We start from the raw sequence: 20,099 nt of genomic DNA, 5'->3' as shown, positions 1-20,099 counted from the left end.
GTCGCTCACGCACGCGGCGGCAGTCGAACGGCTACGGCCGGATTCACACAGGACTGCCCTTGCAATGAAACAGGACGAATCGGAACAACCGCTTCGCATCAGCATGCTGGGCACCACGGCGATGCTGTTCGAAGCGCCGGGCGCGCTCGATCTGCATGCGCAGCGCCGCATCTGGGCGCTCGCGCGCGAGGTCGAAACATGGCCAGGCGTGCGTGAAGCGGTGCCCGGCGTGACCAACCTGATGCTGACGTTTTTCGCGCCGCCGGCGGATCTGAACTCGCTCGACGCTGCGTTGCGCGACGCGTGGGCCGCGGCAGACGAATTGCAGATCGAAGGGCGAATCGTGGAACTGCCGGTGGAATACGGCGGCGAGTTCGGGCCGCATCTGCAGGACGTGGTCGATCACACCGGACTGTCTGTCGATGAAGTCGTGCAGTTGCACTGCGCGCCGCTCTATACGGTCTATGCGCTCGGCAGCCATCCGGGCTACTGCTATCTCGGCGGAATGGACCCGAGGATCGCCACGCCTCGGCGCAAGGTGCCGGTGCTCGGTTTGCCCGGCGGCGCAGTGTCGATCGGCGGCGTGCAGACCGGCGTCTCGGCATCCACGGGGCCGAGCGGCTGGAACACCATCGGCCATACTTCGATGTCGTTCTTCGACCCGGCGCGCGAGAATCCCGCGACGCTCGCACCCGGCGACATGATCCTTTTCCGCGTCGAGAGGATTGTTCCATGATCGAAATACTGTCGTCGTCCGCGCTTGCGACGGTGCAGGACCAGGGGCGTGAAGGCTATCTGCGCTACGGCGTGGGCACAGCCGGTGCGATGGACCGGCTCGCGCTCGCGATCGGCAACCTGTTGCTCGGCAATCCAGACGATGCAGCCGGCATCGAGATTCCGATGTTCCCGTTCCGCATCCGCTTTCTCGAAGATCTCGCCTTCGCGATCACCGGCGCCGATTGCGCGGCGCGGCTGGGCGAGCGGCCGGTGCTGCCGTGGTGGACGGTGCAGGCGAAACAGGGCGACGTGTTGACGATAGGCGTGCCCGCCAGCGGCACGCGCTGTTACCTGTCGCTTGCCGGCGGTGTCGATGTGCCTGTCGTGCTCGGCTCCCGCAGCACTCAATTGCGCGGTCAGTTCGGTGGTTACCACGGCCGTCAGTTGCAGAAAGGCGATGTGCTGAAGGCAGCGGAATTTGCCGGCCGCGCCGCGCCGCAAGATCCTGCGCATCTCGCGGGATTCGGCACCGTGCCGCCTGAGTATTCGTTGCCGGCGCCGTCAGCCGTTTTGCCAGCCGAGGCGGGCGAAACCGTGGTCCGCGTGCTGCCCGCCGCCGAATACGACTGCTACGAGCCGGAATCGCTGGAAGCGTTCTGGCGCGACGGCTGGAAAGTGACGCCGCAGAGCGACCGCTACGGATATCGTCTCGCCGGTCCGGCATTGGTTGCGATCCGTGCGATCGAAAAGCGCTCGCACGGAATCGTGCCCGGCGTGATCCAGGTGCCGCATAACGGGCAGCCGATCATTCAACTGCGGGATGCGCAGCCCTCGGGCGGCTATCCGAAGATCGGCACGGTCATCGAAGCGGATTTGTGGCGGCTCGCGCAGGCGCGCATTGGTACGAAGATTCGTTTTGTTCAGACCACCTATCCGGAAGCCGTCGCGGCACTGGACGAACTGAACGGCTATCTCGTCAAGGTGCGCAATCTCGTCGAGCTCTTTCGTCAATCCCGACACTGAAACATGACCCAAAAAAACGAAGTGGATATCGGCGAGCTTCGACAGATCACATCATGGCTGGCAGCGGTCGATATCGAGTTCATCGAAATTAGCAGGCCCGGGGCGACGATTCGTTTGACGATGGAACAGGTTTCGTGTGCAACCGGGACAAGCGTGGCGGGTGAAGTGGTTTCGCCTGCGGTTCCAGCAGCAGAGGCGAGGGCGTCGCACGGCAACAGTGCGCAGCGGCAGATCGTCAGCGTGAGCGCCGGCTCGGCCGGCATCTTTCTGACGACGCACCCGTCGCGCTCGACGCCCTTGGTAGAAGCTGGCGCTCACGTGAAACCGGGCGACATCGTCGGCTTGCTGCGGATCGCGCAGTTGTGCGTTCCCGTGGTCGCGCCGGTGCACGGCGTGGTCGCGCGGATACTTGCCGCGCACGGAACGACGGTCGGGTATGGCACACCCTTGCTCGAGCTCTCGCCGGCGGCATAGAGCAATCAAAGAACGGAGAGTGAATTGTGGAAATCGACCTGAACGCGGACCTCGGTGAAGGCTTTGGACCGTACCGGATGGGCGAGGACGAAGCGATGCTCGATATCGTGTCGTCAGCCAATGTCGCGTGCGGCTATCACGCGGGCGATCCGGTGATCATGGACAAGACGGTGCGGATGGCATTGGCGCGCCAGATCGAGGTCGGCGCGCATGTCGGCTTCCCCGACCTGATGGGTTTCGGGCGGCGGCAGATGCAGGCCGATCCGCTGGAACTGGCCAACTACGTGGTGTATCAGATGGGCGCGCTCGCCGGCATTGCCAAAGCCGCCGGGCATCGCGTCACGCACATGAGCTTTCACGGTGCGCTGGGCAACATGGCCGCGGCGTCGTACGAACTGGCCGAGCCGCTGGTGCGGGCTGTCGCCGAGTTCGACCGCGATCTGATCATCAGCGTCTCGACCAACACGGAGATCGAGCGGGCCGCCGAGCGCATCGGCATGCGCACGGCGAATACCTTTCTCGCCGACCGTGCCTACGACGATCAGGGCGCGCTGGTGTCGCGCAAGCTCGAGGGTGCGGTCATCAAGGACCGCGCTGCGGTGCTGGCGCGTGTCAAGGAATTGCTCGAAGAGGGCACCATCACGACGATCGCCGGCAACAAGCTCAAGGTCAAGGTCCAATCGATCCTGCTGCACGGCGATACGCCGGGCGCCGTCGAACTCGCGCGCACGGTGCGCGGCGCGATCGAAGCGGCGGGCGGCCGGGTGGTGCCGGTATCGAAGCTCGTGCGCGAGGCGTAGCCGGTCGGGGTGGGTCAAGCCATCGGCGAACCATAAGCCGGCCTTATTGCTACACAGTCAATCCGTCTTTGCTCTGCGTTTTCACCGCGTATACATTGGTAACAGGCTTGTCGCACGCCTCGAAGGTGCGACATTTCAGAACTACAGATAGAGGTCATTCATGCCGTTTTCAGACTACAAGACCGCGCTGGTGACCGGCGCTTCGACCGGGATGGGGGCTGCGATCGTCGAGCGCTTTTGCCGTGAAGGACTCGAAGTGCATGCGCTCGCCCGCAACGCCGATCGTCTGAATGAACTGGCGCAGCGCACCGGTTGTATCCCGCACGCGATCGACGTGCGCGATCTGGCGGCGTTGACGAAACTCACGCAGGACGTCGCGTTCGATATTGTCGTGAACAATGCCGGCGTTTCGACCAAAGGCTCGATTCTGGACGCAGGCGCGGCAGACATCGATTTGCAGGTCGAAGTGAATCTGCAGGCGGTCCTGCATCTGGTGCGCCTCACCATGCCGGGCATGGTTGAGCGGGATCGCGGCCATGTCGTCAATATCAGCTCGATCGCGGGGATCTACACCTTCAACGGCAACTCCATTTATAGCGCCACCAAGGCCGGTATCCACGCCTTGTCGCGCCAGTTGCGCGTCGATGCAACCGGTAGGCGCGTGCGCGTGACGGAGATCTGCCCGGGGCGCGTCGCTACTGACATCTTCGGCCACGTGCATGGCGATATCGAAGAAGCACGCAAGAAATTTATCGACGGTTTCGAGTTGCCGCTGCCCTCCGATATCGCCGATGCGATCGCCTTCGCGATCGCCGCACCGCTGGCGGTCAACATCAGCAATATGGAAATCCTGCCCACGCTGCAGGTGCCCGGCGGGTTGACGACGATCAAGCGCGAACCGGCCGGTCACGACGAGTAAGTGCAAGCCTGTCTTCGAAGCTTGCCGCGTTGGTGGACCGGCTGCTGGCGCTGGTAGTCGGCGCCCGCGCACGCGCGAACGGCGATCCGTTCGGCTAACACATTCCGGCTCTTGCGCAATGCATGCGTGAGAAACATCAGCAGAGCTCAACAAGGAGGTTTTCCATGCGTGGATCGGTACTGGTTACCCGTGCGTCATTTCCGGACATCGTCGATCGCCTGCGCGCGAACTTCGAGGTGACCGACAACCCGGAAGATACGATCTGGACGCAAGCGGAGCTGATTGCCCGGCTGCAAGGCAAGGTGGGCGCCATGACCGCAGGCAGCGACCGGATCGACGCTACCTTGCTCGACGCCTGCCCGCAGCTCAAGGCGGTGTGCAATATCGGCGTCGGCTACAACAACATCGATGTGGACGCCTGCACCGCGCGCGGCGTGCTGGTGACGAATACGCCGGACGTGCTGACCGATACCACCGCCGACTTCGGCTTCGCGCTGATGATGGCGGCGGCGCGGCGCATCACCGAGTCGGAACATTTTCTGCGCGCGGGAGAATGGACCAAAACCGGGCGCTACGACATGTTCGTCGGCAGCGACGTGCATGGTGCGACGCTCGGCATTCTCGGCATGGGCCGCATCGGCCAGGCCATTGCACGGCGCGGCGCGTTCGGTTTTGACATGCGGGTGATCTATCACAACCGTTCGCAACTGGCAGCGGGAGTCGAGGCGAGCTGCCGCGCCCGCTATGTCGACAAGGAAACGCTGCTGCGCGAGTCCGATCACCTGATCGTCGTGGTGCCGTACTCGGCCAGCTCGCACCATGCGATCGGCGCGGCGGAGCTCAAGCAGATGAAGTCGTCGGCGACGCTGACCAATATTGCCCGGGGCGGCGTGGTGGACGATGCGGCCTTGGCGGTGGCGCTCGACGAAGGCAGCATCGCGGCGGCCGGTCTGGACGTATTCGAAGGCGAGCCGGCGGTTTGTCCGGCGCTGCTCGCGCAAAAGAACGTGGTTCTGACGCCGCACATCGGCAGTGCGTCGGTCAGCACGCGACGCGCGATGGCCTCGCTTTGCGCAGACAATTTGCTCGCCGCGCTCGGTTGCGGCGCCTCGGCCGGCAAGCCGCCGACACCGGTCAATCCGCAGGTTCTGACGCGCTTGAGCGCAACTGCCTGACCGGTGCCCGGCGCGGCAGGCTGCGCCGGGTATCGTTTCGCATGCAATGATGTGCGCCCGGAGAGGCGCTGCATACAGGAGACAAATATCATGCTGAACCGCGTCAGTTCCAGTGCCGTCAACCCTCTCGATTCATCATTCCCGAAACTTATTGCACCAGAAGAAAGGCCTCTGCAACGGCCTTTTTTTGCGAGCTAGTATCAATTCAACACAGGAGTCGATGACGACCTCCGCAGGGACAACGATGCTGCCGCAGGTCGATGCAGACCGTGGTCATCGCTTCGATCCGAATCATTGGGATGGGCAACATGAAACTTCATTTTGATCTGGCGACAGTGCTGCAAGGCGACTATGGGGCGTTGTTTCTCCACGGGATCGAACTCACTCTTGCGATGGCTGTGCTGGCGTGGGTCCTCTCGCTGGTGGTCGGGATTCTTCTCACGCTGATCCGCCTCACCAACAATCGTTTCGCCACGGCCTTCGTCTCGACGTTCGTTGCATACCATCGCAATGTGCCGATGCTGGTGCAAATCCTGTTCTGGTACTTCGGCATTTCGAACATCCTGCCGGACTCGCTGCAGGCGCTGCTGAACCACTACAACGGGCAGTTCGTTTTCGCGGTGATCGCAATCGGCTTGTGCAGTGCGGCGTATCTCTCCGAGGACATTCGCAGCGGACTGCGCGCGATTCCCTATGGTCAGTATGAAGCCTCGCGCGCGCTGGGTCTGAACTTCCTGAACGGCATGCGTTTCGTGGTTTTGCCGCAGGCGCTGCGCAACGCAATTCCGCCGATGGTCAATCACGCGGTGCTGCTGTTCAAGAATACGAGTCTCGCCATGGCGATCGGCGCCGCGGAGCTGACCTATGTGACCCGGCAGATCGAGAACGAAACCTTCCTGTCATTCGAATCGTATTTCGTCGCCACGGTGGTGTATCTCGGCCTGTCCCTCGTCATCATGCTGGGCGGCGCGAGAATAGCGACGCACTACCGCATTCCAGGAGCGAAGTGACATGTTCGACATCCTGCGCGACAACTGGATGCTGCTGCTTATCGGGCAGTATCCACATGGGCCGCTAGGCGGCATCGTGCTGACGATACTGCTGTCGCTTTCAGCACTCGTCATTGCCTTTCCGCTGGGTATTGTGGTCGCTTTGGCTCGTATCAGCCCGTTCCCCTTTCTGCGGGCGCCGGCAACGGGCCTTGTCTACATGGTGCGCGGCATTCCGCTGCTGATGGTGATCTTCTGGGTGTACTTTCTCGTGCCTGTCCTGACCGGCTACCCGGTAACCGGATTCGTCACGATGCTGTGCGCGCTGGTGATCTACGACTCCGCTTATCTCGGCGAGATCATCCGTGCGGGCATCGAGGGACTGCCGAAAGGACAAGCGGAAGCCTCGCGTGCGCTCGGCCTGAGCTATATGAAAACCATGCGCGCGGTCATCCTGCCACAGGCGCTTTACAACGTAGTGCCGAGCATGGTGACGCAGTTCGTTTCGACCATCAAGGAGACTTCGCTCGGCTACATCATCAACGTGCAGGAGATCTCCTTCGCGGCGGATCAGATCAACAACCGGCTGCTGACAAAACCGTTTCCGGTGTACCTGATTCTCGCCTTGAGCTATTTCGCCCTTTGCTACGCGCTGACTCAGCTTGCGCAGTATCTGGAGCGGCGCGTGACACGCAAACGCGCCGGCGCCGTGGCGAAGTCCCGCAAAGCGGACGCCGTTGCGCTGGCCGATCCGCTGCCTACCGAGAACTAGGCGTTCAATCATTTCGAGGTAATTCGCATGATCAGGTTTTCCAGCGTCGACAAATGGTATGGCGAATATCACGCTCTTGTGAACGTGAACGCCGAAGTTCGCAAAGGCGAGGTCGTGGTGGTGTGCGGGCCGTCCGGATCGGGTAAGTCGACATTGATTCGCACCGTCAACCGGCTCGAGGAGATCAATCGCGGCCAGATCTTTTTCGATGGCCAGGACATTCATGACAGGAAGCTGGGTCTGAATGCGTACCGCAGCCGCGTCGGTTTTGTGTTTCAGCAGTTCAACCTGTTTCCGCACCTGTCCGTGCTCGACAACATCACGCTTTCGCCGATGCGTGTGCATGGCCTCAAGCGCGCGGAAGCGGAACGCAAGGCGGCAGATCTGCTGTCGCGTGTGGGCCTGTCCAACAAGGCCAAGGCTTTCCCGCCGCAATTGTCGGGCGGCCAGCAGCAACGCGTTGCGATTGCGCGAGCACTGGCGATGGATCCGCCGGCCATGCTATTCGACGAACCGACCAGCGCGCTCGACCCCGAGATGGTCGGCGAAGTGCTGAACGTGATGAAGAGTCTCGCGCAGGAAGGCATGACGATGATGTGCGTCACGCATGAGATGGGTTTTGCGCGCGAAGTGGCCGATCGCGTGTGGTTCATGGACGCGGGGAAGATTCTCGAAACGGCAGAACCCGAAGCGTTTTTTTCGCGGCCGAAACATGAACGCGCGCAGCGATTCTTGTCTGACCTTCGTACGCATTGACGCGCAGCGTTAGCCTCAGCGGTTCCGATTGCCCACCTTTGATCAGCAATGGGTTGCTTTACACATACACTTCAGGAGCATCACGATGCAGGTAAAGAAAATTTTCGCGGGGATCTTGGTCATGGGTGGCGCACTTGCACCGCTTGCCTCGGCTCATGCAGATCAACTGGCCGATATCAAGGGCCGCGGTGAGTTGAGTTGCGGCGTGTATTCGAATGTCGAGCCGTTCTCGTATCCGAATGCGCAGACGCGTCAGCTAGAAGGCATGGATGTAGACCTGTGCAACGCCGTGGCAAAACAGCTCGGCGTGAAGGCGAAGCTGGAGCCGCTGGCCGTCGAAGCGCGCATTCCGCAATTGAAGCTGGGGCGTGTCGACATCGTGGTGGCCAACCTGGCCTACACCAAGACCCGCGCGACGCAGATAGCCTTCAGCGACTCGTACTATTCCACCAAGGAAGTCCTGGTCGTGAAGAAGGCCGACGCGAGCAAGAAGCTGGCAGATTTCACCGGGCAGAAGATCAGCGCCGCCGACGGCTCGACTTCCGCACAGTCGATTCCTCTTTCGATCAAGGATGGCCAGGCAGTGACCTTTCACGATACCAGCTCGGCGTTTCTGGCACTCGAGCAGAACAAGGTCAAAGGCTTCGTGACCAATCAGATGACTGCCACGAAGATCGCCAGGCAGGTGGACGGCACGGACGGCGCGGTGGCGATTGCGTCGGAGCCGATGCTGATCGAGCCGATCGCGGTGGGCTTGCGGCAGAACGAGCCGGCTATGCTTGGCGCCGTCAACAAGGCTTTGGCGGCAATGGAACAGAGCGGCGAGATGAGCGCGATCTTCGACAAGTGGCTTGGACCGAAGACGCCTTATGGCCTGACCCGTACCGACAAGGTCACGCCGATCGACCAGCTCAAGTTCACTCCGGTGTCCTGAAACATAAGGCATCCGATGTAGCGGTGCGCTCGTCGGCGTACCGTTACCTGTTGAATGGCCGGCGCGATCCGGTTGGTTTCATGCCGGGGCAAAGTAGCTGGATAATGCAACGTGGCAGATAAGATTGTGGTGATGGGTGTGTCGGGCTCGGGTAAATCGACGCTCGCGCGCGAGTTGGCCGTCGCGCTTGCCGGCGTTTTTATCGAGGGGGACGAGCATCACTCCGCGCAGAGCCGCGACAAGATGTGCCGCGGCATCGCGTTGTGCGACGCCGATCGCGAGCCGTGGCTGGATTGCCTCGCCGGGCGGATGGATGAGATTCAGGGTACGGTGGTGCTGTCCTGTTCCGCGTTGAAGCGGCGTTACCGGGAGCGTATGCGCGCGCATGTTGCCGCCCTGCGTTTCGTGTTTCTCGACATTCCCTTGTCCGAGGCGCTTGCGCGGGTGGCCGGGCGGACCGATCATGAGTTCCCGGCGACCCTGGTTGCGGATCAGTTCGATACACTCGAGTCTCCCGTGGGCGAAGCCGGGGTGCTCCATCTTTCGGCTTCGGAAGACCGCGCCAGCAATGTGAGAGCGGTGATGCAATGGCTGGGCATATCCGCGGGCGCTTGATGGAAATTGGACGAATTAGAGTCGAGGGGAGGTTGACTTGAATAGCAATTTGAATATGTTCGATCTGTCAGGGCGTCGTGCTCTGGTCACCGGATCGAGTACTGGTATCGGCTACGCACTCGCAAAAGGATTGGCCGGCGCAGGCGCCGAACTCATTCTGAATGGACGCGACGAGACCAGGTTGGCGGCGGCCGTCAGCCGTTTGCGCGATGAGGGAGCGACCGTCCATGCGTCGAGTTTCGACGTGACGTCGGCCGATGAGGTCGCAGCGGCGATCGCCTATATCGAGCGTGAGATCGGTGCGATCGACATTCTTGTCAACAACGCCGGCATGCAGCGTCGCGCCCCGCTCGAAGAGTTTTCCCATGAGCAATGGCAGGAGTTGATCAAGACCAACGTCGACAGCGTGTTCCTGGTCGGGCAGGCAGTCGCGCGGCATATGATCGGGCGCCGGCGCGGCAAGATCATCAACATCTGTTCGGTCCAAAGCGAGCTGGGCCGTCCCAACATTGCCGCTTACACCGCCAGCAAGGGCGCCGTGAAGATGCTGACAAAGGGCATGGCGATCGATTGGGGCCAGCACGGCATTCAGGTCAACGGTTTGGGGCCGGGCTACTTCAAGACCGAATTGACCGAGGCGCTGGTCAAGGACGAGACATTCAGCAAGTGGCTGATTGGACGAACGCCGTCGCGGCGTTGGGGCGATGTGGAAGATCTCGTCGGCGCAGCGGTCTTCCTGGCGAGCAACGCTTCGAACTTTGTCAACGGTCACGTTCTTTACGTGGATGGTGGGGTGACCGCAACGCTGTAGTGTGTGCTTTAACTTGTCGCTTGCGCGTTCGCTTTGAGCGTCGGGCCGACATTCACGAAGTATGCCTCAAATCCGGTGCCCCCTCGTCTGCTGGAACAGCTTCAGGCGTACGGAGCAGTCCTTCTGAGTCGGTCTCTAAAGAAAACGGGAGGCTGATTACGAACCGTGGTGGTAAAACACGGCCCAGTCGCCGAAGAAACGACCGTCATACGCGATCATGCCTTCTACGAGGTCGATCACTATTTCATACTGCGGGCTGGTCGAACTATCGTGGTCGACCATCAGCTCGAAATCCGGAAAGAAGATTCGTGCGATTTGGGGGTCTTCGAACATAAGGTAAAGATGCGCCCCGTATGCAGTGCGGGCATAACGCAGCGGGCCGATCGCCGGACCTTGGAACCCGAGCGCTGCCATTTCCGCGTCCAGCTTATCGCGGCCGTGAAAGAGCCCAAGATATGTGCCGCGCACCGCGGCGTCCATCGAACCATGCAGGGGCAGGGCGCGGCCATCTCGACAGTAAAAGCGAGACTGCGATCCGGACTGCGCAGTGTCATGTCGTGTCGCCTTGCCACCTGTCTGGGTTAAGGTGTCAGCGAGCATTTACCCTCCTTTGTCTGGGGCGCGATGTCTGGTAGTCGTTCTCACGGCGTCCCTTCGGTTCCTTGTCATGATCGAGTGCAGTCAATCGATCAGTTATGCAAAATATATAAATAAGCAGAAGACGCAAAAAATAACGCTTACGAGACTATGCGAACCTCATACACTCCACTTCGCCGCTAGCAGCTTGAGCGAAAGCACACCTATAATAGCGACGGCTACCACAGGATCAGCGATGCTCACGCTAGTGTCAGCCGCTCCTATGCACTTACGCCGTATTCATTGAACATGAAATGCTCTACACTCAAAACAGGTTAAATCGAATACCTGTTTTGAGTGTAGAGCATTTAGCTTGGCCTATCAAGTTGATCGTCTGCGCGAAACCATCAATGCCGGCAAACGAAGGCCGTCGCCCCGAAATTCAGGCGGAGAGAATGCGATATGACAGCCTTGGCGCTTAATACCTCGGAGCATGCGCTGTGTATCAATCGCAATTGTCCAAAGGCAAAACGCACACGGCCAGTGCAAAGCGACTTCCAATGTGTATGCGCAATGGGTGAAGCGCAACTTCCTGGGAAGCCGCGCCTTGAGTAATCTCGCCCAACAAGTCCGGTTACTGATGCGCCAGAACGGAATAGCGAGCGTGAGCGAATTGTCGAAGCGTAGCGGCGTGACGCTGTCTGCCCTCCAGGCGCTCGTCAATGGCACCTCGAACCCACGGCCCTCGACTCTTAGAGCATTGGCGCGATTTTTTTGCGTAAGTCCCAAGGGTTTGATATCCGATCTTTCAGGAACGCATACCGGCCCGGTTTCGTTTCAGTCCACTGCTGAAGTGCTGAGATTTTTAATTGACGACGTTTGCATCAGCGAGCGCGAATTATCGAGACTCACGGGCGTATCGCAGAAGATCATCAACAATATCCTTCTTGGCCGCACGCTTACTCCGACCGACGCATCGCTGGTACCGATCGCCGAGTTTTTTTCGGTTTCCCTCCAGCAACTGAGGGCCGAAGAAAAACTCGATACACACAGACGCAAAGGCGAGACCAACGAGCATCGGCTCCAGAACTATCGCGTTCCGCTACTCCCATGGAGCCGGTTGCTCCTTCTACCCGAATCTTTGGCGGATGGTTCGCTCGACCACGCGCGTACCAAGTTCTCCGAACCTAAGCTGTATGCCACTCAGGTGGGCAATTTCCGCGCGATGGAGCCGATCATCCGGCCGGGCGATCTGCTGATCGTGGACTTCGATGCGGGGTTTTCAGTCGGCGATATATTTCTTATCCAGACGATGGAAGGAGAGATCGTCGTCGGGAACTACGCCAGAAAGCAGCACAACGAATTGATCCATTTTTCGGACCTCGAGTTCGAATCCATGCCCTTGCTGCAGGGGCGATATCGCAAGCTTGGTCTGGTCAAGGAGATCCGCCGGGATGATTGAATGGGATGCAACTCAATACCACGCTTTCATAGCCGAGCGTGTGCGGCCCAATGACGACCTGATCGCGAAGCTTCAAGGCGACCCGAAGCAAATCGTCGACATGGGATGTGGCGCCGGCGATTGCTCGACCTTGGCGCTTCGCACACGCTATCCCGACGCAAGAATATGCGCTATAGATTCTTCCGCCGCCCTGATCGAGGAGGCCCGTCGCAAACAGGCGGCGCTCAACGTCCATTGGCGCACCGGCCATATCGAAACATTCGATAGCGATGAAAAGCCCGATCTGATTTATCTCGGATCGTCGTTGCAGTGGGTTCCCAATCACGCGGAACAAGTGGCACGCCTGATCAAGCTTCTGTCGGTTGGCGGAACACTGGCGATACAGATGCCGAACATGTTCCACACGCCGTTTTACACATCGATCCTCAAGGTTGCCGATGCGCCTGACTGGAAGAGCCGCCTGCAAGGGAAACTGCGGCGGGCTCCGGTTCTGGCAGCCAGTGAGTACGAATCCATCCTGGACTCGCTGGGTGTGACATACGAAATCTGGACATCGACCTACGAGCAGAGGTTTGCCGGCGTGGACGGACTCGTCGAGTGGGCCAAAGGAGCGCCTCTCCGGCCGATAAGCAGCCTGCTTGATCAAACAGCGTTCGAGGCGTTCTGCGACAGCTATGCGGGCCAACTGGCACTGCACTATAAAAACGACAATGGCTCGTGCACGCTCCCGTTTGAGAGAATTTTTGTCATTGCGCGCGCTCGGATTTAACGTTTAAGCGGCGATCCAGCACGCCGCCGTAGCCGTGCCCTGGCATGGAGGAAGGCGCGAAACGATCGATCCCACATGCCCATATTCGGCGCTTACACAGCAAGCGAGAACGGATTGAAGTTTGTGTAATAGTCGTACACATCGACGCCTTCCCGCTTCTTCAGCAGGTGCGAGGTGACATACAGGAACGGCGTGGCAACCACTTCCCACATCACCTTTACGACCACCATCATAAATTGCAGCTTGATCAGGTCAGTGACGGGCAAATTATGATGGAAGGCGATGAAGCTGCACACGTACGAGTAGACGAACTCGGCGCACAGTGTCGACACGATCGTCCTCAGCCAGAGGTTCTTCCCATTGAACCTGATCTTGAGCTTCGCAAGAATCACTCCATTGATCGTGAAGCCCGCGATCATCCCAATCACATTGCCGATGATCATCCTCCATTGTTGATCCATGACCGTTCGATAGGCGTGTTCGTCAACAAACGAGGCGGGCTGTATCGACATCACTGCACTGGTCAGCACTCCAATCGAAATATGGGAGACGATGCAAATCCATAACGTCTGACGCAGCCGCGCGTAGCCGTAGACCTCTTGTATGAGGTCGGCCATGAAATAAATGACGGGGAAGATCGCTATGCCGCCGGGCAGAACGACATTCACGCCGAAGAAAGTCGCGGAAAGAAATCGATGCCCCAGCAGCGCGCAGAAACACCATACCACTACAGTCATCGCGACCAGGTAAGGATAAAAGGCATACAGCGGTTTGTTGGCGCGCTGATAACGGCCGAGAATATTCTGGTCGATATCGCCGTTCCTGAGAATGCTGTCGCGCTGCACGACGGACGTGATTTCGACCAGATCGTCGTAGTCGAAATTCTTGCGCAGGCCGTTGTCGAGCAAGATATCTTTCGCTGCCTTGCGGAAGATTTTCCCAGCCCTTTTGTTTCGGAGAGAATACTTAACGACGACCTCACGTTGCTCCGACATTTCATATCCACAGATCTTGTATGGCCTGGCGTGGAATGCTTCAAAGAGTGTCTGTATCAGCACGACTTTCCTCGGAGATCGGAAGTAAAGTACAAGGGAACATTCGGATAAAGGCGCAAGCTCTGTGATCAACGCGGAATCCGCCTAACTCCCTCGGATAGTCTCGCGATGCAAAAGAATCCGAACCTAGCAAGATTGATAGGTTGAAATATGGCGGGGAATCCGGCGTCTGCAAATCTCAGTCAAGACGCATATACGCGACCGTAGGGCGTCACCGGCTGAGTTGTCGCGTGCGCCGGCCCTCAGCGCCTGTTGTGCGGTGCCCGAGAGGCAGCCGTCATCCGCCCCGGCTTGATCTCACGGCATCCACCGATAAACCACAATACTGGACTCGTTGTAGTTATCCTTCGTGACCACATACTCCCCATCGGACCTCAGATACGCCCTGAGCCCATACATCGAATCCACATCGTTACCCACATCCACGGTCCCCGGATTCGAGTTGATCAGCGTCGTATCGAGTTGGCCCGTAGTCAGATTGAATGCGTCGACATTCGGCACGGTGTGCACATACCCGACGAAAAGATAATTGCCGGCTGCCGTAATCGACTTGGGATTGGCGCTGGTCAGGTTGATCACCGGATTGGGCTTGTTGATATTGCCGGCGCTCCAACCGTGATACACCTCGATCCTCGTCTTCATCGCGGTCCAGTCCCAGCTCCCGGCAACACCTTGGGCGAGGATCATGGTATCGGTGTCGGCCAGGTAGATGATGCGCGTCAACGGCCGGATGCTCTCGGGAATGGAGGTGACGATTGCTGCGCCCCAACTCGGTTTGCCGTTTCCATCGAAACCGGTCAGCGGGTAGTGGTAGATGTGGTTGGTCCTGTCGAGGCCTGCCCACACGTCTCCTCGGCTGTCGATGCAAAACCCGCCCGTGACCTGCAGGCTGGTATTGAACGCAGGGCCCGGAATCGAAACGTCCGGTATCGCGATGTAGCCATTCGCCGGGTTGAAGTGGAAGAAGTAGAAGATTCCCGGGTTCTGGCCTGACGCGACAAGAATCCGGTTGTCGCCAACGGTGACAAGTTGTCCGAAGTGTTCGTCGCGCTGGGTATCGTCCATGTTCAGGCGCGGATCGGACGGGTAGTCGAACGGATCGACGGTGTTCGCCACGAAGGTGCCGCCGGCGCTACCCGTGTAGATGTTGGTGCCGCCATAGAAGTAGGCGGCGTCCGTGGACGGATCGGGCGCGGCGATCGCCTCGAAGTTGAGAGACTGGAGTTTCCATTGCAGGTTGCCGGCACTGTTGTAGGCATGAAGGTCGGTGCCGCCGTTGCGGCCGAGGTCCCACGCTCCGCCCCACGGATTGTTGAGCACATAAAGATTGCCGGCGGAGTCTTTGCCGATGCCGACGATCCGGGTAAAGCGCTTGTCGCCAACCTGGCCTTTGATGCCGCTGGTGGTGTCGAGATAGCCGCCCTGAACGCCGAAGGTGCCGACCAGAGTCGGCGTGCCCGAGATGTTGTAGAGCTTGATGTTCATGTCGGGGCCTTCGTCGCCCACCATGAGCTGGCCGGACGATGCATCGAAATACAACGCGGACGGTCGCGAGGCCGCGGGCATCTGGATGGTGTTCAGCGCAGCGCCGGCCGGACTGAATTCGACGATGGCGGCGGCGCTCTTCCGGGCTACCCAGATATTCCCTGCGCTGTCCACGGCGAGTGCGCCCGGGCTTGCGATATTGATGTCCTGCTGCCAGACGCCGTCGGTGGTGAAGATACGGACGCGGTTGCCGAAGAAGTCGCTCGCATAAAGGAGTGAGCCTGCCGTTGCGAGTCCGGTGATGACATCGGCCCGGCTGACGTTGTTCCATACGCTGACCGGGATGACGAGATCGCGCGTCTGGGTGGCCCGGTTGTATCGCCCCACCGATCCGCTGCCATTCGAAGTGCTGTACTGCAAGGCTGCGAAGATCGAGGTTGCATTGCCGGTGATGGCGCCCCCCTGGAACTCGCTGTGGATGCCGATGGAACCGATGCTGGCGCCGTTCTGGTAGATCGCGACTCCGCCCTCGTTTTCGTCCCAGAAGGACGCCGTATAGATGACGCCTTCGGGCGCGACCCACATCGAGCGTGCGGTATTGCCCACGTGCGTGGCAATGGTTCCAAACGTGTTCGCCAGCCAGTCGGTGGTGTATTGCGCGTAACAGGGCGCACTGACCGCGCTCAGTACGATCAGTACAGTAAGGAATGCAGCATGGATTCGTTTCTTGACCATCAGTGATGCTCTCCGGATCGCAGTTGCCCAAAACTGTAACCCGTCGTCTCCGACAATGGTCAGACAAATTAAATTAAAAAAAATAGTGGGGGCGGTGAGCGAATAGGCCGCTGTCTGAGCGAACCTTCGCGATGCATAACGCCAAAGCGTTGCCTTCGAATAGGCTTTCAGTAAAAAAATACCCGCCTTACGGCGGGCAATTCCACATCGTCTGCAGATATGGAGAGGAGACGCATTCACGATAGCCGTAGCGTCGATTGAATGCAATTCGCCAAAAATCGTTTCTGCGATTCAACGGTGGTGACGCGGCGGCCCGCGTCGTTCGTATAACCGGGGTGGGACTTGGGTCCCTTGAGGGCGCGCCGCCGGAATTTCTGTCCGGAGATATTCAGTGCCTTGCTTGCCTTGCCCGGCAAGCTTTACCGGGTGCCGGGGCTGCGGTCGTCTTTGGGTGGTAACAGCGCACCGATCATGAATCCTCGCGGCGTGCGGTTCATGACGATGTGGCCCCCATGCTTGGCCGCGGTGAAATTCACAAACGCCAGGCCCAGCCCGAAGCCGCTCTCGTTATCGACCGCGCCCGACGGCAACTGGACGAAGCGTTCCGCCACCCGCTCCGACTCCTTGGCCGGGATGCCCGGGCCTTCGTCCTCCACGCCGATCAGAATGCCCTCCGGCGTATCCGCCAGAATACAGCGCACGGTTGCGGCCTGGGGGCCGTATTTCAAGGCATTGTCGAGCAGGTTGGTGACGAGGCGGCTCAGCAGCAGCCGGTCGGCGAAATAGGTGAGTGCCGTGTCCGGCGCCTCGATGTGGATCTGACATCCTTTAGCGACCGCCTTCTCCCAGAGCTGGTCGACCGCATCGATCACCATCTCGTTCAGATCGACCATTTCGAACTGGCGCCATTCCGACTGGGCGCGGGCCAGGTGCAGAAAGCCGTCCGCCAACTCCAGTGCGTGGGTGGCGTGGGTGGCGATACGCTCGAGGAGAGGCGGCAGCGTCCCGTGTTCCGTGCGATACAACTCAAGCAACGCCAGGATGGAGGTTTGTGGCGAGCGCATGTCATGGGAGAGAAAGTCCATGGCATCGTTGCGCTGATGCAAACTAATGTAGGAGGCCGAATGGTAGCGGATGCGGGCAATCAGTTCGATTGCGTCCGGCAGCTTGACCAGATAGTCGTTGGCTCCGGCAACGAACGCATCGCTCTTGACGGTGGGCTGCTCGCGTGACGAAAGTACGACGACCGGCACATTGGCGAGCGCCGGCGTCTCACGATAGCTGCGCACCAGCTCCAGTCCGTCGATGCCAGGCATGATCAGGTCCTGCAGAATCACGGTCGGCTTCACGCGGCACGCCGTGGCGAGCGCCTCACGCCAGTCCGTGCAGATATGCAGATGGATGCCGCTTTCGCTTTCCAGGGCGCGTCTGATCACCTCCCCGACGAGCGGCTGATCATCGACCAGCAGCACGGTGGCTACGGCGGTCATGGAGGTCGGAACTGTAGTCATGGTGACGATAGACGATCTGGTATTGAGGCGAGATGCCCGGCCACATCGGCACGATCAGCGCATGCGTGCGTCGCGCGATCGGGGTGTTACCCTGGCGCGGCGGGAGCGGATCGGGCGTGGGGACCGACTTGTCGCGTCAATATCCGCCACCGCACAAAGTGCGAGTGGCGCAACACGGAGGAGGTGTGAGACGTCCACTGACGCGTCAAAAATCGGGCGGCTGAAAAACCGATGCCGAGATTGCGCGGTTGATAATTTCGCGACTGGTGGATAATTTTAAGATAATCCTTACCCGCCGGGAGATTGATGTTTGTTAAGGATTGTCAATTATTGCGGTGGTGGCTGAGGTCGCTTGGAATGTTAAATGATCGACCTATTGCCATCGGGTTGAGCACGCTCGGCGCTTTTTTCGTTGTTGTGCATTCGCTGGTCTCAGGCGCTGGTGGTTAGGCTTGTTTTGCGCCTGCTTCCCGGTATTTGGCGCCGCTGGCGGATAATTTTCCCGGGGCCGCTTCGGTTAATTCGCATGCCGAATGGTGGATAGACAGGCTTTAAATTTTACCAGTTACTGTGCGGTCGAAATTGACCTTAATAATCTAAATAGACTGCTGAAAAAATCGAATCGAAAACCGGTACTCAAATAAGAAATTATTTATTTCCCAGTATTCATCGCTGCGTAAATCCAACCCTACGAATTCCCTTGTCCGGCATCGCGGCATGAGAACCAGCGCCGCTGCGTTTTCGGTTCTTCCACGGCTGCGCTCACCTCACGCCACCACCGCTGGCCGCGGTGCGGTGCAGCCAGATTCAGCCGCTCGCCCATGCGTGGCGTCGCGAGCAGAATGCCGCGCGCCGCTGCGAGTCCCATCACGCGCTCGAACGGCTCCTGCCAGCGATGCATCGCCAGATCGAAGGTGCCGTTGTGAACCGGTACGAGCCAGCGGCCACGCAAATCCACGTGGGCCTGCACCGTCTGGTCGGGCTGCATGTGGACATAGGGCCACTGCGCGTCGTACGCCCCCGTTTCCAGCAGCGTCACGTCGAACGGGCCGAGCCGCTCGCCGATGCTCTTGAAGCCGTCGAAGTAACCGGTGTCGCCGCTGAAGAACACGCGCAGGTCGTCATCGACAATGACCCACGAGGCCCACAAGGTACTGTTGCCGTCGAACAGGCTGCGGCCGGAAAAATGCTGCCCCGGCGTCGCGGTAAACGACAGCCCGTCGATATCAATGCCTTGCCACCAGTCGAACTGATGCACCTTCGCGGCGTCGATGCCCCACTCGACCAGCCGGTCGCCCACACCCAGCGGCGTCAGAAACACCCCGGTTGTCTTGGCCAGCGCGAGCACCGTCTCGCGGTCCAGGTGGTCGTAGTGGTCGTGCGAGAGGATCACGCCGCGCAGCGGCGGCAAGTCGGCGAGCGTGATGGGAGGGGCGTGAAAACGCTTTGGGCCGATGCTGCGAAACGGCGACGCGCGTTCCGCAAAAACCGGATCGGTCAGCCAGAACTGGCCTCGCAGCTTGAGCAGCATGGTGGAGTGTCCGAGGCGGTACAGGCTTCGGTCGGGCGCCGCGTCGAGCTGTTCGCGCGTCAGCGCATCGACGGGCAGGGCGCCGGCCGGCACGGTGTCGTCCGGCTTGTTGAGCAGCATGTTCCACATGATGCGCAAGGTCTTGCCGATTCCTTCAACCGGACGCGGCTTGACGTTGCGAAAGCGCTCGCCGTCGTGCTGCGCCGATGCGCTGAACGCATCACGGCCGCGCCGCGCGGCCGTGATGCCCAAACTACGGCGGATGGAAGCGCTGAACGATGCCATGGAAGACGTCCCGGTGGGAAAAGTAGACTGTTCAGTGTAGTTTATCCTGGAAAAAAGTAAACTGCTTGGTGTAAAGTTTACGGATGGACGCCAGCACCCACTCCCTTCGCCTGACCGATCGCAAGCGCGCCGCCGTGATCGGCGCAGCCATCGAGGAATTCCTCGCCGCCGGCTTCGACGCCACCAGCATGGACCGCGTCGCGGCCCGCGCGGGTGTCTCCAAGCGCACTGTCTATAACCATTTCCCGAGCAAGGAAGCGTTGTTCGCCGCGATTCTGTGGCAGTTGTGGGACTCGAGCGACGCGGGCGAAGCACCCGCCTACTCGGCCAGCCGGCCGTTGCGCGCACAGTTGCTCCAGTTGCTGACGAAAAAGCTCAAGCTGCTGAACGACGAGGCGTTTCTTGCGCTCGCGCGCGTGGCGATCGCGGCCGGCATTCATTCGCCGGAACGCGCGCGCGACATGGTGGCACGCATGGGCGAGCGCGAAGAGGATCTGACCGTATGGATTCGCGCAGCCGCTGCCGATGGACGTCTCAAGGCAGCCGATCCCACTTTCGCCTCGCTGCAATTGCAGGGTCTCGTGAAAGCATTCGCGTTCTGGCCGCAGGTGACGATGGGGCAACCGCCGCTGACGAAAGAGCAACAGAAGCAAGTGGCGGAATCGGCTGCGGATATGTTCCTGGCGCGCTACGCGTCATAGACGG

Annotated in this window: 20 protein-coding genes; 15 read left to right on the top strand and 5 right to left on the bottom strand. The window is 59.9% G+C overall.

Annotated elements, in window-relative coordinates; all coding sequences use genetic code 11:
- The first annotated feature begins 64 nt into the window (after positions 1-64).
- The 12 genes from pxpB (at position 65) to AC1ECK_RS29055 (ending at position 9,985) form a co-directional block, all read left to right on the top strand.
- Positions 65-736, top strand: a complete 672-nt coding sequence (gene pxpB, locus AC1ECK_RS29110; RefSeq protein ID WP_480325419.1) for a 5-oxoprolinase subunit PxpB — start codon at positions 65-67, stop codon at positions 734-736.
- Positions 733-1,740: a 5-oxoprolinase subunit C family protein gene (locus AC1ECK_RS29105; RefSeq protein WP_480325393.1), complete on the top strand. Its 1,008-nt coding sequence runs from the start codon at positions 733-735 to the stop codon at positions 1,738-1,740. The genes pxpB and AC1ECK_RS29105 overlap by 4 nt, the downstream gene beginning before the upstream one ends.
- Positions 1,741-1,743: 3 nt before the next feature.
- Positions 1,744-2,214, top strand: coding sequence for an acetyl-CoA carboxylase biotin carboxyl carrier protein (locus AC1ECK_RS29100; RefSeq protein WP_480325391.1), 471 nt, complete (start codon positions 1,744-1,746; stop codon positions 2,212-2,214).
- A 26-nt stretch (positions 2,215-2,240) separates the two neighbouring features.
- Positions 2,241-3,014: a LamB/YcsF family protein gene (locus AC1ECK_RS29095; RefSeq protein WP_480325389.1), complete on the top strand. Its 774-nt coding sequence runs from the start codon at positions 2,241-2,243 to the stop codon at positions 3,012-3,014.
- A gap of 160 nt (positions 3,015-3,174) precedes the next feature.
- Positions 3,175-3,933 (top strand): SDR family oxidoreductase, encoded by a 759-nt coding sequence (locus tag AC1ECK_RS29090; RefSeq protein ID WP_480325387.1) that lies wholly within the window; start codon positions 3,175-3,177, stop codon positions 3,931-3,933.
- Positions 3,934-4,097: 164 nt separating this feature from the next.
- A complete protein-coding gene (locus AC1ECK_RS29085; RefSeq protein WP_480325385.1) occupies positions 4,098-5,108 on the top strand; it encodes a 2-hydroxyacid dehydrogenase in 1,011 nt (336 codons plus the stop codon).
- Between the two features lie 308 nt (positions 5,109-5,416).
- Positions 5,417-6,118 (top strand): amino acid ABC transporter permease, encoded by a 702-nt coding sequence (locus AC1ECK_RS29080; protein WP_480325383.1) that lies wholly within the window; start codon positions 5,417-5,419, stop codon positions 6,116-6,118.
- 1 nt (position 6,119) lies between these two features.
- On the top strand, positions 6,120-6,869 hold the full coding sequence (locus AC1ECK_RS29075) for an amino acid ABC transporter permease (RefSeq protein WP_480325381.1): 750 nt from the start codon (positions 6,120-6,122) through the stop codon (positions 6,867-6,869).
- A 27-nt stretch (positions 6,870-6,896) separates the two neighbouring features.
- Positions 6,897-7,625 (top strand): amino acid ABC transporter ATP-binding protein, encoded by a 729-nt coding sequence (locus tag AC1ECK_RS29070; RefSeq protein ID WP_480325379.1) that lies wholly within the window; start codon positions 6,897-6,899, stop codon positions 7,623-7,625.
- Between the two features lie 85 nt (positions 7,626-7,710).
- Entirely contained in the window at positions 7,711-8,559 is an 849-nt protein-coding gene (locus AC1ECK_RS29065; protein ID WP_480325377.1) for a transporter substrate-binding domain-containing protein, read from the top strand.
- 111 nt (positions 8,560-8,670) lie between these two features.
- Positions 8,671-9,174 (top strand): gluconokinase, encoded by a 504-nt coding sequence (locus AC1ECK_RS29060; RefSeq protein WP_480325375.1) that lies wholly within the window; start codon positions 8,671-8,673, stop codon positions 9,172-9,174.
- Between the two features lie 55 nt (positions 9,175-9,229).
- The gene (locus AC1ECK_RS29055) at positions 9,230-9,985 is read left to right on the top strand and encodes a glucose 1-dehydrogenase (protein ID WP_480325417.1); all 756 of its coding nucleotides are present in this window, start codon (positions 9,230-9,232) and stop codon (positions 9,983-9,985) included.
- A 156-nt stretch (positions 9,986-10,141) separates the two neighbouring features.
- Here AC1ECK_RS29055 and AC1ECK_RS29050 read toward each other — a convergent pair whose 3' ends face one another.
- Entirely contained in the window at positions 10,142-10,585 is a 444-nt protein-coding gene (locus AC1ECK_RS29050) for a hypothetical protein (RefSeq protein WP_480325373.1), read from the bottom strand.
- Between the two features lie 553 nt (positions 10,586-11,138).
- On the opposite strand from AC1ECK_RS29050, the gene AC1ECK_RS29045 reads away from it, so the two are divergent.
- Complete coding sequence (locus AC1ECK_RS29045) at positions 11,139-12,023, top strand: helix-turn-helix domain-containing protein (protein ID WP_480325371.1); 885 nt, start codon at positions 11,139-11,141, stop codon at positions 12,021-12,023.
- Positions 12,016-12,792: a methyltransferase domain-containing protein gene (locus AC1ECK_RS29040; RefSeq protein WP_480325369.1), complete on the top strand. Its 777-nt coding sequence runs from the start codon at positions 12,016-12,018 to the stop codon at positions 12,790-12,792. The genes AC1ECK_RS29045 and AC1ECK_RS29040 overlap by 8 nt, the downstream gene beginning before the upstream one ends.
- Positions 12,793-12,884: 92 nt before the next feature.
- Here the strand turns inward: AC1ECK_RS29040 and AC1ECK_RS29035 are convergent, their stop codons facing one another.
- From AC1ECK_RS29035 to AC1ECK_RS29020, 4 genes are all read right to left on the bottom strand, one after another.
- A complete protein-coding gene (locus AC1ECK_RS29035; protein ID WP_480325367.1) occupies positions 12,885-13,787 on the bottom strand; it encodes a queuosine precursor transporter in 903 nt (300 codons plus the stop codon).
- A 357-nt stretch (positions 13,788-14,144) separates the two neighbouring features.
- Complete coding sequence (locus AC1ECK_RS29030) at positions 14,145-16,067, bottom strand: SMP-30/gluconolactonase/LRE family protein (RefSeq protein ID WP_480325365.1); 1,923 nt, start codon at positions 16,065-16,067, stop codon at positions 14,145-14,147.
- A 419-nt stretch (positions 16,068-16,486) separates the two neighbouring features.
- Positions 16,487-17,578 (bottom strand): hybrid sensor histidine kinase/response regulator, encoded by a 1,092-nt coding sequence (locus AC1ECK_RS29025; RefSeq protein ID WP_480325363.1) that lies wholly within the window; start codon positions 17,576-17,578, stop codon positions 16,487-16,489.
- A 688-nt stretch (positions 17,579-18,266) separates the two neighbouring features.
- Positions 18,267-19,394, bottom strand: a complete 1,128-nt coding sequence (locus tag AC1ECK_RS29020) for an MBL fold metallo-hydrolase (RefSeq protein ID WP_480325362.1) — start codon at positions 19,392-19,394, stop codon at positions 18,267-18,269.
- Positions 19,395-19,477: 83 nt separating this feature from the next.
- Between AC1ECK_RS29020 and AC1ECK_RS29015 the strand changes: the two genes are divergently transcribed.
- Positions 19,478-20,095, top strand: a complete 618-nt coding sequence (locus AC1ECK_RS29015) for a TetR/AcrR family transcriptional regulator (protein WP_480325360.1) — start codon at positions 19,478-19,480, stop codon at positions 20,093-20,095.
- Positions 20,096-20,099 lie beyond the last annotated feature (4 nt).

The sequence above is a fragment of the Paraburkholderia sp. SSBN10T genome (assembly GCF_056619545.1).
This window is presented reverse-complemented; position numbering and strand designations above follow the sequence as displayed.